We start from the raw sequence: 13,545 nt of genomic DNA on the forward strand, positions 1-13,545 counted from the left end.
ATAAAAAAGCCCTGCCTCTTTAGGCAAGGCTTTTTGTTTTTTGCTTTTAAGCCTTAGCTTTTAAGGCGTAAAAGTCGTTAATAATCGGCTTTCCGTTTGCGTGCATGACTGCTTCAAAGTAGACGTTTGTATCTCCGACCTTTGCCTTAGGCGTGATGTCAATCTCTCCGGCTATACCCATTCCGAATTTTTTCAAATCTCCTGCGATAGCCACAACCTTACCGCCTCCGGCATCTTTTAACATGTGACTTGTTAAAATAACCTTAACCCCTTCGATTGATTTTGTTTCAATCAAGGTTTTAAGGTAGACGGCCGATAAGTCTTTTTCGGGACTGTCGGCTAAAATCTTGGAGTAAATTGCGGGGTTCAAGATTATATAACCTGTGTCGGTTTTGTCGGCAATCTCCAAGGCGAGATTGGCAAGATCCATTACCGTGACCTTTCCGCTTGCGGCGGCGTTAATCGTTTTTTCAGATTTAAAGGTCAAAGAGCCCAATCCCTCAAATTCTTTGTGCGAGTCTCCTCGGCCTGAGATGATCTGTTTATGGTAACATTGGGCAAAAGCCTCAGCAAAAAGACTTGGCAGCTTTTGCGCAAAACCTACCTTGTCAAATTTGATAGTTTCAATTGAGACCGGCAAAAGAGACATGAAAGGCCGAGGCAAGACTTCAACGGCATCAAGCTTTGCCGTGCTGTCTTCTGCGATGTTTTTTGCTCCCTGTTCACCTCCTACAGGGACAGCCAATCCTGGTTGAAGAAGAGGAATCGTCGTTTTTGCATTTGTGCCGGTGTAAACGGATACAAGATTTAAAAGCGGGGTTTTAGCTTTCATTTCTTCCACAATTTGACCTATTAAGGCTTGACCGCCTAATTCGGTCGGGATTGTAATAGCCCGCTTTTCGATTAAAGCGTTTGTGACTTCCGAAAAGTCAAAAGCTGTTCTTGTCTCGGTTGTATCGGGACTTTCAGCCATGGCTATTTCTTGATCAAGCTCGGCCTTTCGCGCTTTAAGCTCGGCTATTGCTTTTTCGGCATCTTCATTTGAGATTTCGCCTTTTTCGATTTTTGAAGACAAGGCCTTACGCTGTTCTTCGATCTCGGCCTTTCGTTTTTTGATTTCGTCCTTATTCATAAAATTTAAACTCCTGTTTTGTTTAAAGAATTAAAGGGCGATTAAGTCTAATCGCTGTAAAAGTGCGGTGCGCTCTTTTTTTATTTTTAAGGCCCGCGCTTCTTCCTCTTTTTTCTTTTTTTCTTCATCTTCGTTAGATGCCGTGTTTTCGGCATCGTCCTTTTTGGGCTCTTGGGTTTGTGCCGCCGTTTTGTTTTCCGGAGCGGGCTCCGTACTTTCTCCGGCGTTGCCTCCTTCGGCCTCCGTTATGATTTTTTGCAAATCATTGGTAAATTGTTTTAATAAATCTAAAACTTCTTTATCCATGCTATTACCTCTTTTTAATAATAGGTGTTGAACATTTTGAATTGCACTTCTAACATCTACGCTTGCCGCAGCTTCGGGGTAGAAAGGAAAGACCACCCCGTAAGAAACTTCTAAAAGCTTAACCTCTCTAAGGTAGGTTACTCCGTCTTTCGAGTCTTCTTTTATCGAAATAAAACCGAAACTCATACCGGTACAGTCTCCACGCTCAACGGAGACGATCAAATCATTTGCAAAAGAAGTATTTGGAAGTTCACATTTACACTCCAAGCCTTCTTTTGTTGAAGTTAAGGTTAGAGTCCCGGCCTCGGTGTTGCCTAACGGGTAGTCGTCGTTGTGATTTTTTAAAGCAACTATCCGCCTTTTGCTGTTTAAGCTTTGATTAAAAGCCGTGTTTGTTATTACTTCTTTGTAAAAGCCCGACATGCTAGAGCCTTCCGAGTTATAAGGGATTAAACCTATTAAAAATTTCTTTCCTTCCTCGGTTTGCTCTGTCCTAAGTTTGATGTCTTTTAAATATAAAGTTTTTTTATCTTTCATTTTTCTTTTTACCCTTCACTATAATAGGTGGACTTTTACTTCTTATCATCGCCCAAATTCAAAATTTCTTTTTCATCCCCTGTTTTTTCTGCCTGCGCCTGTGCTTCTTGCAATTTTACCCGAGAGCTTGCAAGGAACGAGTCTACTATGTCCTTTTTAAGCGGCAAGAGGTTTGCCGGAATAAAAAGGTTATCCCCTGCATCGTCAAGAGTCGGCGGCATTCCTTCCATTGCTCTTATTTCATTAGGGGTTAAAATGCCGTTGCCTAATTGCTTAGAGTATGAATCAATCCTAGATTGTAAGCTTGTGCGTAATAACGAGTTAAAATTAAACTTAACATAAGATTTTGCAAAATCGAAACGGTCTAAAAGTTTATTGAAATATTGAGCAACCGTTAAGGCTATAGGGCGGATTGCGTTTCCCAAAAAAAGGATGTGCAAGGACTCAAGGTCTAGTGTTGTTTCTCCGCCGTTAAACCCTTTCGGGACTCCGAAGATGTCATTGATTATCTCTTTTTGCTCCTTGCGGTTTTCAAAAAATTGTTGTTCTCTTTGGCTCAAAGGTGCGCCTTTTAAGCTTGTAAGTTTAAATCCTTTTTTTAAAACAACAGGCTTAGAGACATTTTCAACACCCGAATACTCCCGAATGAATTTATCGCGGAAGGCATCCGCCTGCTCGTCCGTTACATTGTCAAAAGCTTCGGAGATATCCAAAACGGGGCGGTCGCCTTCAACGGCGAAATTAGTGGCCGATTTTTTTAATTGAGAGTTTAAATCGCTGAAAGTGTCAAAAGTTTCGGCGTGTTTTCTAAAAATACTTTTTCCCTTTGTGCCGTCAAAAGAAAAACGACTAGGAATGTGGATTATGTTTTTAGATGTGTATTCTTTATCTTTGTGTTTAAATATTTTATGCCGGCTTTCATTTCTGTAAACAGTAACTTCATTAGGAGGAAGTCTAAAAATAGATGTCGGCTTTCCGGAGTCTCTATCTATGTAAATGTAAAGGTATACATTCCCTGCATTTAAATAGTCGTAGGCTATTTGGTAAAAAAAGTTAAATTGGATGTCGTCCATGTTTGGATTTTTAATTAAAGCGGCGAGCCAGTGATCGTCAATCACCTTGTTATTTTTAACTGAATAAACTTTTAATGAAAGGCTCGCAAAATAAGAAGCTATTAAGTCTATTGCTCCTATACCGTCATCTTCCGGACCTGATAAAACACTCGCCAGAGTCGGAATTGAATGAAGGGTATAGTTTGCAAGCTGATTGCCTCTTTTTTGCGTGTTTCTTTTATTTTTAAAAAAGTTAAATGGATTCATTAGTTTTAAGCTCCTTTTCCTTGATAAAATAAATCTTGCTGTTTTTCTTTTATAGCATTTTCAAGTCTGCTTTTTGCGATGCTAAAATACTCATCGTCCAGCTCCATTCCGATAAATCGACGGTTTAAGTTTAACGCCGCTATTCCTGTTGAGCCTGAACCCATGAATGGGTCTATAACTAGGTCGCCTTCTTGCGTTACAAGCTGCATAAGACGCTCCATAAGGCGGACGGGCTTTTGAGTTGGGTGCTGCATTGTGTAGTGGTCTCTGGTTTGATTAATGATTGATTTTTCCAAACATCCGAGATTCATGCTTCTAACAACTTTTACGGAACGATTTATATCAAGCAATTTCTTTGTGCAAGGTATATCATGTTTTGTCGTGTAAGGAGTTCCCATTGTTTTTATTATGGACCGTTCTCTTAGCCCTCGATCAATGCTATCGATTACAGACACAGCCCTATCACAGCCATTAATAATTCCTGTATGCGAAGTAAAATGCTTCGCAGTGGCCGGATCGTTATATGCTGGACAAGCCTTTGATAAATAATTATTAACAGCTTCAAAACTTTTTTCATTGCTAAAAACGCTCATTAATCTCTTGACATCCGCCTTTATTGAATCAATATTATGTCCCTTCATTTCCAAATAAGGAACTCTACATTTATTTATTTTCCCCCTTCCCTTACAATAAATAGATATAGTTTCATGAATCCTGTTAAGAGATAGCAAAGGACTAGTTGTCATTACTTTATCCCAAATAATCTCCTCTTTAAAAATAAAGCCTAAATCGGCAAGGCGTGTGTTCCAGCGATAAAAGGCGGTGCCCCTGCCAAACATTACAATAAATCCCGATTTTTTTAATACTCTTTTTGCTTCATTAAAAAAGATTTCTTCATTAAAGGGAATATCCAGTTTTTGATTTTTTAAATACAAATAAGGCGGGTCGGTGATAATTGCATCAACGCTTTCACTTGGAATATTTTGCAAAAGAAGAGTACAATCGCCTTTTAAAATTTCAGTTTTATTATTTATTTTCATGTTATCTACTCACTATAATAGGTGGACTTATAAGGCTTTTAAGAGGTCTGCGGCCGTATATTTTTTATTTTTTTCGTCCGTTCCGCTTATTAAAAGATAGTGAGCCATTATCGAGGTTATTACCGGATCTATTTTTGCCCCTTCATTGAGTTTTAACGGCTTTATGTTACCGTTTACATCCGCTTTAATAACCACATTACTCAACGCCCACGCCATAGCGGGGTTTTTGTCAATTATTTTTTTGTCAAGAATATTTTTTTCAAAAAGCTTAGTCGGTTCGGACATGCTCGCTAGGTTTTGCTTGAACTCTATAAGAGAAACATCGGCGGGTAATTCTTTTTCTAAGTCTTTTACAAGACTTTGAGAGTGCCAAGGATCATAAGCGATCTTTTTTAATTGACATTCCTTGCTTATGCTTACAACATCTTTGATTAAAAAATCATAGTCAATAGTTGCTCCGGGTATTACCGTTACAATGCCTGCTTCCACCCATTGGGCATAGCCCGTATTCTCTTTTTGAATTCTTTCTATCAATGTTTCTTCAGGAATATATATTTTATGAAAAGCAAAAAGGAAGCCTTTATCTTCCCAGTACAAAGTAAAGACGGTTAAATCCCGAATGCTTGAAAGGTCTATCGCTCCTACAGCGTTTTTATTTTTATAATCAGAGTTTTTGTTTTTTTGTTTAATCCAAACTTCGGGCGGTATCCAGTTTGAACCCATAGCATTCCGCCATATGTTATAAGTCTTTGCTAAAAAATTAGCCTGAGTGCTCGGTCTTTTAATAGCCCTATCTAGGTCTTGTTCAAGTAATTTCCTATTTGTTATTAAATCGATACTTGGATTTGCCTTTTCCAAATTGGAGGCATCTTTCCAGTCGTCGTCTTTGTCGATTGTGTAGATAAGAGCAAAATAAGTGGGATCGTCTTTGTTTATACCTTGAAGCATCTTTTTAGCTTCCATGCTTTCATAATAACAAGGAAGTGTAACATTTAATCCTGCTGTTGTAATTATTAGAACTTGTCCGCCCTGTTTTCTTGCTCTCATTCCCTGCAAGCTCGCTTGTAGAGGTTTATCTGTTAGGTACTCGTGGTATTCGTCTAACACTGCAAAGCTGTTTTTGTAGCTGTCTATTTTTTTTGTTCCTGATGTAAAAAAGCTTATTCGGCTGTTTTTAAAAACAATAGAGCTTGACCAGCATTTGCATACCGAATTTAATTCTTTTGTACCCTTGACTATTCCTTTTAATTCGTTAAAGGTTTTTAAAGCTTGCTTTTCGTCTCCAGAGAAAAAATAACTTTCTGCGCTTGCCGTTGCTAAAAAGTTATATAGGATTGCAGGGAATAATATAGATGTGGTCTTACTGTTTTTTCGGGCAACTTCTATATATGCGATTTGAGTTAAAAAAGCGTTGTCATTTTCTTTTTTAGTAAAAAGATAGACGCCTGCATAGGCAAACATTTGCCACGGTATGAGTTTTAAGGTTTCGCCAATGTCGGGAATAAAAAGACTTTCAGCAAAGTTTATAATCTCGGTTAGTTTCTCCCAATTAGCGATATATCCTTCAGGTATTTTTTTTAGCATTGCTTCAAAACGCTTTACTGCAAGTTTTGTATAAGTGCAAGATTCTATTTTTTCTTGTTTAATGTCTTTACAATAATTTAAAACTAAATCTTTTACTTCCTTTTCAGTTCTCATTTTTAATTCTTCTTTTTATTTATAAGTTTTTGTACCGGGTTTTTCTCGGCTGCTTTTAATTTTTCTTCCAGTTTTAAAGTTTCGTTTAATTCCTGTAAATCGTTTAATCTCATTTGAGCCCTAACCTGTGGTGTTAAATAAAATTTGCTTCCTAAAACATTGAAAGAGCTAATTTGTTTTAAAAATAATTTTTGCATTTTTTCGTATGTAAAAAAATTAGTTTTAATATCAAGCTCATTCATCACCTCTCTTAATTTGTAGATGTCATTTAATATTAAATAAAGATGAATGAGTTCGGGGATATCAACTTCATAAATAGATTTTAAACTTATAAGCATGTCAACATGTTTTTTAAAAAGGCTTTCAATAGTTTTATTATTTAAGTTTTTTATTTCTTCCGGCACTTCTATTTTTTTGGGAACGGATAAAACATTTGAGATTAACACATCGGCATTATTCCCATGTCTGCATTCTTGATAAGTGCCATCTAGTTTGTGTTGCTCGGTGCTCTTGCGCGGCCGTCCTCTTGTTCCCATTCGTTTATTCCTTCCGTTTTAATTTTTCCCAAGCCTTAAAAAATCGGAATTTTTGCACAGACGTACACACGACTTCTAGGGGGGTGTTCTATGCAAAAAGGCTTTTTTTACCCAAAAGGGGGTATAGGGTTAATAATTTACCCCTTTAAATACTGCTTTAACCATTCTTTTATTTCTTCTTTGGACTTTGTTTGTCCTTTTATTTCTTTTGCCGTCTTCTTTCTATGACAAATCTCACACAAAACTTGTAGATTGTTTATGTTAAAAAACAAACCTCTATTTCCCCGAGGCGGTACTATGTGATCTACGTGAAGCAATTCGGAACTTCCACACAATACACATTGCTTTTGTTTTTTTAAAACTTTACTTCTTAGTTCCCGCCATTCTTTAGTTTTATAAAATAAATAATTAGTGCGCTTTGCGTTTTTAAAATTATTTATTCTTTTCTTCGAGCGTTCTGCTTCTCGTTGCTCTACCAGAGGTTTATGCTTTAAACAATATCCGGGAGTATCAAGTAAGGCTTTACAACCTTGCCATTTACAATAATATTTCTGTACTGCCATTCATTATCCTTTCATAGTTTGCTTCTTTTACTATTTCATGCAAACAATCTTTGTAAATATAGCTTGTAAGTTTATCTATAGGTTTGCCAACCCTTCTTATAAACTTTCGCTCTATAATTGTAGAAGCTACATCATGCGCTTTTTCTTCTACATCATAAATATACACTTTTTTATTTTTACCGTAATTTATTATATATCGTTGCGCTAAGTCATACACAAGATTATATATTTCGTTTAAATAAATTTCTTTACCTGTTAAAAAATAATTTTCTTGTGCAATTAAAAAAGCTTTATTGTGTATTCCCTTCATTCACCTTTTCTGTCTAACAAATTATTTAATTTTACTAAAACAGATAAAAAGTAAATTGCGGTAATTACTTTATAAGTCCAAACAACTGCTTTAATTAAAAAATCCATATTTTAAAAACTCCTTAATTAGTGATAGCGTCCATGTGTCTATGTTGTGATTGCATTCGCCTGTAAGATGGTGCTTTTAATTCTACAAAGATATAATTCTCGCTTATCCGATCCATTACTGCCGAACCTAAGTAATCTTGAAAATCTTTTCTCTCCTTGTTGCTTATCAAACAAGTAGGAAGTTTTTTTTCATACCGAATATTCAGAATATCAAAAATAGCGTGCTGTTCTGTTTCTAAATCTCTAGCCCTGCCTATTTCGTCAATGATTAAAAAAGGAACGCTTGCGTATTCTTTAATTAACGCTTCTTCATCTTTTGCAGCCTTAAAAGCTCTTGAACGAATTAGGCGCATACAAAGTATATTGCTCGCGATATACAATCCGTTGTAGTTCATCTCTTTTAAGATGGATATACTAAGATGTGTTTTTCCCGTTCCGTTTCCGCCTAAAATTATAATTGTGTCAAAACTTTTGATACCGTGATTTTTCCTAACAATAACACTTCTTACAAAATCTTTTAAATCCTCAACGGCTTTTATATCTTCACTCGGCGTAAAGTAATTACTAAAAGCGGCATCCTGCAAGCGGTCGGGTATTTCGGCGTTTTGTTTGTTTGACACAATTTGAATTTCAAGCTCTTGTTTTAATCTGGCTAATTCTTTTTTTTGAATTTCTGAATCAGCTTGAACACACAGATTGCCTAACTTTAACAGTTGCTCCCTCATGCAAAGGGGTAGATTTTTCGGAATCATAAATAAGCCCCCGGTTTAATTCTATCGCTCGCAATCTCGGCCGACTTTCTGTATAGGCTTTGTCTTGCCTCAGGTATTTTTATATGCGAGTTTAAAAGCCTGTTTAAAACATTAGTTGCCAAAATAGTGCTTAAATTATAACCGCCCGATAAAATAAAATCGTCATCGGCAGCAAGGCCTAACACTTTAATTATATCTTCAGGTTTTAATTTTTCTAAAAGTTTTTTAAGTAACGCCCTGGATTGAATCCAGTTAATCAAAGGCTCTTTTGTTTTAACCTTTCCGGAATTAAAAAGCCTATCCCAGTGTTTTAGATACTCTTTTTCCACAAGCTCAATATCATTTTCAGGCTCCCGAAGTCTTAAAGGCGGTTTTTTGTTTTTACGCTTCGGCGGCACCTCTCCGCTTTGCGGAGAATTTATGTAATCTCTGTTGTAGTCTATGTTGTAATCTATGTTACTAATAGGACTCGGCGGATTTGACGGTTTCGTTTCGGTCATTTTGACGGTATCGATACCGTCATTTTGACTGTTTCCATTCGGCGGATTTGACGGTTTCGTTTCGGTCGTCTCGTCTTCATCGTCTTTTTTTTCTGAATCATCACAGAGTAAAAAGTTAATTAAAGCGTTTTGATTTACCCTGTAATGAACGGTCGGCACTCCATACGCTTTTTGAATTTTAGTTTCAATTAAACCGAGTTCTTCAAGCTCTTTTTTTATTTCTCGCAATTTTTTTTCTTTGACGAAAATTTCACTTTCCCAGTCTGAATAGCTTTTAAATATCCAGCCGTCTTGTGATTTATCCTTACCTGTCCAATAGACAAGCTGAGATAAAAATAAAGCAGCGGCATGGTTGCCATTCAGTTTTTTTAAAAACAAAGTCGGTATTGTTAAAATATTGGCTTGTCCGAACGCTTCGGTCAAAAAATTAAATAATTCTTTTTGTTTCATTTCAGCCTTCCAATTCTTTGCCTGTTTCTGCATCTAAAAAGAGCATATAATAAATATCATCATCCGATGCCCCTGCTTTCTTTAAGAATTCTATAGCCTTATCTTTGCTTTCAAATTCTTTCTCCGTACCGTCATCATTCAAAAGATGCTCTAAAGGATTCAATCCTATTCCTTCTTCATGTCTTGCTACAATAATCATTTTTTTACTCCTCCACCAATTCCCCGCAAGGTGTGCCGTCATCAACAAAGACATAACCCTCAAATAACTCTTCTGGTAAAACCCAATCCTGTAATATTTTTACTCGATCATCACTTTTCCCGACTACAAGACCTTGTATATCGTCGTCTTTCCATTTTACCCACCCACCGTGTTTTTTGATTGCTTCCATCGCTTTATCAATACTTTCAAAAGGCTTGTACTTAGGTTCGGCGGGCGGTTCAATGAGATAGGCTAGAAGATACCAATTCCCATTCTCTGCTTCAAATCGAGAGGGACGATCTGTCGGCTTTATTAAGGCGAGTTCCATAGATACCTCATTATTATTCTCTACTTTGTCTTGTAAATTACCCACTGCGTCAGCAAAAATACACTTGCTCCCAGTCTTTAACTCATCGGCATTAACCGCCGTGTATACTCTTGACTTATCAAATTCCATAAATTACTCCTTATATTAGCCTTCCTTTTTTTTTAAAGCTTCTTCTATCTTTCCCCTTAATTCTTTAAATTCTTTTAAATAGTCTGTCCAATCAAGACTAATACCGCATACAGGGCATTGATTAAAATCATTTCCTGCACCTCCTGCTAGATCCGCTCTAACGTTTACCGCCTCACAAATAGGGCAAGTTGCTTTCATGTCCATATAGGGGGCATCTCCGTAATAACGTATGATAGGCTTCACTTTAATTCTTCTTTCACAAACATATTTTGTCTTATTGTCTACAACAACAATATCAAGTTTTACTCTCACACTTCCTCCACCCATTCATCAACGGTCTTTATTTCAAGGCCGAGAGCTTCGGCGATTTGCAATTCTAAATCTCGCCCTTTTGATTCATATTCACTTTCAATCAATGCAATTGATAGATTTTTATTCCGTGCCATAACTTCGAGGCCCTTACGTACGCATTTAGCCCAGCTCCATTTTTCATTACAAAATATAACGGGCGAGACTACACTATAACCAGCCTTGATAAGTTTTTCCCGTGCAGCTTCAAAGTCTTGTTTGTAATTCGGATTATTGCTTATCGCTCCGCATAAATAAAGTTGTTTCATTCCTTCTCCTCCTTTTTTTCAACACCAATTAAGCAATGATCATTAAAATATGATAGGATTAACTCTCCGCTATAAAGGTCTCCTTCCTTTAAGGGCTTTTCCATATCGTAAACTTCTACATCAATATCTTTATTAGGAAAGGCTATAGATTGACATCTCACAATCGTATATTTAACATTGTGTCCTATTACTGTTCCTTGAATTTTAAGATGTACCATATTTTCACTTCTCCTTTTTAGTGGTCGTCAACTAAATGGAAACAACCACTTTTTAAACTGTCAACTTTTAGTTGACAGTTCCTTGATTTAAAATATTTCTTCCTGCGGCTTATTGTTTACCCCCAAGTGCTCAACTTCTTTTTGCAAAAGTTCAACCAAATCTTTTGTTTCAAAAAATCGCCTTTCGGGATTTTTGATAAGCTTTAATTCGTTGATTTTTCTCGCGTAATGGGAGTGTATCGACTCAGGCAAAGACTCGCCGAGTTTTGAAGCCGTAGCCAAAAGTTTAGCCGTTCCTTCCGTGTAGAATTCTTCGGGTGTCTTTTCTTTTTGCTCCGGGGCCTGAGTTGAGGACTCAGAGTCTAAAGGCTCAAGTCTTGCCGTTTGTTCAGGTTCCGTTTTTTCGGCCATTTCGTAGGATTGATAATTTTCTTTAGGCTGAACCTGCGAGGGCTGATTATCAATCGATAATTCATCAGGGCTATAAAGACCTGTCAAGACATCGGGGAAGGCATCACGTAAGGCAAAGGATAAGGCCCTATGCTTTAACATTCGGGCTGGGTAAGCTTTCCAATTATCTTTACCTAAGAGGTTCGCCCTTTTTGCCATTTCGATATCGTAATAGCCTCGGAAAGTTTCCGTTATGTTTGCGTTCTTACGCTTAACAATAACCTCCGCCGTGTTGTCATCCTGCCTTTTCCATTCGGCCCCTGCGTATTCGGGGTTATTCCTGACTATTGCGTGCATAATATCAGCCGATAAGGTCGGCTTTCCGTTAATAACGGCTATATTGGTAGCTGCTGCCATCGGAGATAATCCCAATTCAACACCCCATTGTAAGGCGATAAATACCTTTTCTTTTGTGTCCAGGGCTTTAGGCAAAAGGCCAGACTTTGCCATAACCTCGGCCATTCTCATTTGATCATCAAAAGACATAGCAACTTCCTTTTTAATTGTCGTAAGTTCGTTCATTTATTCCCCCTTACCGCAAGCGCAAGGCTTGCAAGAGTGATCGCAGTCTTTAACTTCAAGCGATTCTTTAAGCATTTGTTTTGCAACGCAAATTTCAAAAACTATTTCCGATATAACTTTTAAAGGATTATCTTCTACATTTCCCTTAATAGCTATCGAATGGATCTTGTCTAACTGATTAAAGAGCTTTTCATACATTTTTTTCTTTCTCTCCCTATAATAATAGGTGTCAATTCCGATCGGCCTTTAAAATTAGACGAAAAAAGACACCTATTGATTTATCTTTCTTGAAGTGCATACATTGTTTTAGGTACGACTTCATATTTTTTAAAAAAGGCCTCCAGTGCCGTAGAGGTCATCCACACAGGCGAGCCCGGCCGCTCTTGAATGTATCCTATTTGCTTTTTCTTTTTTAAAAGATAATCATAGGATACGCTCATCTTATCCGCCGCTTCCTGCAAACTGTAATAGTCAACTCCGCCAAGAGTTATCACGATTTTAATTCCTCCTTGCCGTCTATTTCCGGCTGTCAATGTAGGCGCTTTACCGCCTCTTGTGCCGCCCCGGAATTGAACCGAGAAACAAGGCCTAACCCTTTACGGCACTAAATAAACTTTTTAAGCTATAACAGAAACTTTAATAGTTGGAAAGCACTTTATCTTTTATATTTATTGCTTTTAATTGTCCTTTATTGGTTCCATATAATAAACGAGGCAGGTATGGCACTTAGAAAACTGATATTGTATATCAAGAATTATTAACCCTAACTCTTTCTCTCTTGCTAAAAACTTATTAACAAACTTTTCAAATTCCCAGTCGGAACTTGCAAACACTGCGATCTTTTTAACATACATACCTAATCCTTTTAGTTTTTTTCAAAAACCTACAAAAAAAGCCCTAAAATGAGTTAAGCCTGGAGGCTTACCGCAATACTCATTTTTCGGGCTTTTTCAATTCAGCTGCCAAAAGCAACCAAGGGAAAATTGCGGGGCTTCTCTTGGGTGCTTTATACAATTTACATGAATTACAGTTATTGCTGTACTTCATATCTTCATTATACAGTTTATACCGTAATTGTCAATAGCTTTTTACAGTTTTTTCTGTATTTTTTTATTTTTTTTGCCGATAATCAGGGTATGGATACCTCTATTTTTTGGGATAACATAAAATCCCTGATTAAACGGTCAAACACAACGCAAAAAGGCCTAGCCTTAAAATGCGGCTTTTCTGCTCGAGCTATCGAAACATGGATAGCTTCCAATCAATTGCCCGATGTTTTTCAAGCCTATAAGATAGCTCAAAATCTCGGCGTTCCTCTTGAGTTTTTAATAACGGGAGAAAATCCCGATACAAAGGCTGAATTACAAATCATTAAGGATCTAATGATTGAAGCCCTTGAAAAACTCAATAATATTAAGTAAAAGACTTAATTTTAAGTCTTTATATCTTATTTATAACTTGTTTCTAAGTTTTTGTCAATACTAAAAAACTTAAAATTAAGTTTTTTTTGTCGATAATTAAATTATGAATACTTTATTTTGGCAAAAAGTAAATAATCTAATTAAGATTCAAAACAAAACACAGCAAAGTGTGTCTATTGAATGCGGTTTTAATCCTCGCCGCATTCAAAACCTTTCGGCCTCTAACAGGTTGCCCGATATAATCGAAGCTAAAAAAATAGCCGATGTCCTAGGTGTTTCTCTTGAAAGCCTCGTTTCGGATAAAGAGCCGGATTTTAAACCGTCTGTGGAGCGTATCCGGGGCTTTCTCAAGGAAATCGAAAAAGAACTAGAAAACTTCTAGCGGTCTTATTCAATTTTTAGGCACTTTGT

At 37.0% G+C, this 13,545-nt stretch carries 20 protein-coding genes; 2 read left to right on the forward strand and 18 right to left on the reverse strand.

Going from position 1 to position 13,545, the window contains the following annotated elements:
• Positions 1-46: 46 nt before the first annotated feature.
• From E4O04_RS08965 to E4O04_RS09050, 18 genes are all read right to left on the reverse strand, one after another.
• Positions 47-1,132 carry a phage major capsid protein gene (locus E4O04_RS08965; protein ID WP_253707442.1) on the reverse strand — a complete coding sequence of 362 codons (1,086 nt, stop codon included), beginning with the start codon at positions 1,130-1,132 and terminating at the stop codon, positions 47-49.
• A gap of 30 nt (positions 1,133-1,162) precedes the next feature.
• Positions 1,163-1,975, reverse strand: a complete 813-nt coding sequence (locus E4O04_RS08970) for an HK97 family phage prohead protease (RefSeq protein ID WP_253707444.1) — start codon at positions 1,973-1,975, stop codon at positions 1,163-1,165.
• Positions 1,976-2,010: 35 nt separating this feature from the next.
• A complete protein-coding gene (locus E4O04_RS08975) occupies positions 2,011-3,294 on the reverse strand; it encodes a phage portal protein (protein WP_253707446.1) in 1,284 nt (427 codons plus the stop codon).
• A gap of 5 nt (positions 3,295-3,299) precedes the next feature.
• On the reverse strand, positions 3,300-4,334 hold the full coding sequence (locus tag E4O04_RS08980) for a DNA-methyltransferase (protein ID WP_253707448.1): 1,035 nt from the start codon (positions 4,332-4,334) through the stop codon (positions 3,300-3,302).
• A gap of 27 nt (positions 4,335-4,361) precedes the next feature.
• Complete coding sequence (locus E4O04_RS08985; protein WP_253707450.1) at positions 4,362-6,032, reverse strand: terminase large subunit; 1,671 nt, start codon at positions 6,030-6,032, stop codon at positions 4,362-4,364.
• Positions 6,033-6,034: 2 nt separating this feature from the next.
• Positions 6,035-6,568, reverse strand: a complete 534-nt coding sequence (locus tag E4O04_RS08990) for a hypothetical protein (RefSeq protein WP_253707452.1) — start codon at positions 6,566-6,568, stop codon at positions 6,035-6,037.
• Positions 6,569-6,705: 137 nt separating this feature from the next.
• The gene (locus E4O04_RS08995) at positions 6,706-7,131 is read right to left on the reverse strand and encodes an HNH endonuclease (RefSeq protein WP_253707453.1); all 426 of its coding nucleotides are present in this window, start codon (positions 7,129-7,131) and stop codon (positions 6,706-6,708) included.
• Entirely contained in the window at positions 7,106-7,441 is a 336-nt protein-coding gene (locus tag E4O04_RS09000) for a hypothetical protein (RefSeq protein WP_253707455.1), read from the reverse strand. The genes E4O04_RS08995 and E4O04_RS09000 overlap by 26 nt, the downstream gene beginning before the upstream one ends.
• 121 nt (positions 7,442-7,562) lie before the next feature.
• Entirely contained in the window at positions 7,563-8,300 is a 738-nt protein-coding gene (locus E4O04_RS09005; protein ID WP_253707457.1) for an ATP-binding protein, read from the reverse strand.
• On the reverse strand, positions 8,297-9,250 hold the full coding sequence (locus tag E4O04_RS09010; protein ID WP_253707459.1) for a hypothetical protein: 954 nt from the start codon (positions 9,248-9,250) through the stop codon (positions 8,297-8,299). Before E4O04_RS09010 ends, E4O04_RS09005 begins: the two co-directional genes overlap by 4 nt.
• Position 9,251: 1 nt before the next feature.
• Complete coding sequence (locus E4O04_RS09015) at positions 9,252-9,449, reverse strand: hypothetical protein (protein ID WP_253707460.1); 198 nt, start codon at positions 9,447-9,449, stop codon at positions 9,252-9,254.
• A gap of 4 nt (positions 9,450-9,453) precedes the next feature.
• On the reverse strand, positions 9,454-9,906 hold the full coding sequence (locus E4O04_RS09020) for a hypothetical protein (RefSeq protein ID WP_253707462.1): 453 nt from the start codon (positions 9,904-9,906) through the stop codon (positions 9,454-9,456).
• 15 nt (positions 9,907-9,921) lie between these two features.
• Entirely contained in the window at positions 9,922-10,218 is a 297-nt protein-coding gene (locus E4O04_RS09025) for a hypothetical protein (protein ID WP_253707464.1), read from the reverse strand.
• Positions 10,215-10,523 (reverse strand): DUF4406 domain-containing protein, encoded by a 309-nt coding sequence (locus E4O04_RS09030; protein WP_253707466.1) that lies wholly within the window; start codon positions 10,521-10,523, stop codon positions 10,215-10,217. Before E4O04_RS09030 ends, E4O04_RS09025 begins: the two co-directional genes overlap by 4 nt.
• Positions 10,520-10,741, reverse strand: coding sequence for a hypothetical protein (locus E4O04_RS09035; RefSeq protein ID WP_253707468.1), 222 nt, complete (start codon positions 10,739-10,741; stop codon positions 10,520-10,522). The genes E4O04_RS09030 and E4O04_RS09035 overlap by 4 nt, the downstream gene beginning before the upstream one ends.
• 87 nt (positions 10,742-10,828) lie before the next feature.
• Positions 10,829-11,713 carry a recombinase RecT gene (locus E4O04_RS09040; RefSeq protein WP_253707470.1) on the reverse strand — a complete coding sequence of 295 codons (885 nt, stop codon included), beginning with the start codon at positions 11,711-11,713 and terminating at the stop codon, positions 10,829-10,831.
• Positions 11,714-11,911 (reverse strand): hypothetical protein, encoded by a 198-nt coding sequence (locus E4O04_RS09045; RefSeq protein ID WP_253707472.1) that lies wholly within the window; start codon positions 11,909-11,911, stop codon positions 11,714-11,716.
• A gap of 80 nt (positions 11,912-11,991) precedes the next feature.
• Entirely contained in the window at positions 11,992-12,207 is a 216-nt protein-coding gene (locus tag E4O04_RS09050) for an excisionase (RefSeq protein WP_253707473.1), read from the reverse strand.
• A gap of 642 nt (positions 12,208-12,849) precedes the next feature.
• On the opposite strand from E4O04_RS09050, the gene E4O04_RS09055 reads away from it, so the two are divergent.
• Both E4O04_RS09055 and E4O04_RS09060 read left to right on the forward strand, forming a co-directional pair.
• Entirely contained in the window at positions 12,850-13,134 is a 285-nt protein-coding gene (locus tag E4O04_RS09055) for a helix-turn-helix domain-containing protein (protein WP_253707475.1), read from the forward strand.
• 103 nt (positions 13,135-13,237) lie between these two features.
• Positions 13,238-13,516, forward strand: coding sequence for a helix-turn-helix domain-containing protein (locus E4O04_RS09060; RefSeq protein ID WP_253707477.1), 279 nt, complete (start codon positions 13,238-13,240; stop codon positions 13,514-13,516).
• Positions 13,517-13,545: the final 29 nt, after the last annotated feature.

Source organism: Treponema sp. OMZ 799 (genome assembly GCF_024181365.1).
Classification (GTDB): domain Bacteria; phylum Spirochaetota; class Spirochaetia; order Treponematales; family Treponemataceae; genus Treponema_B.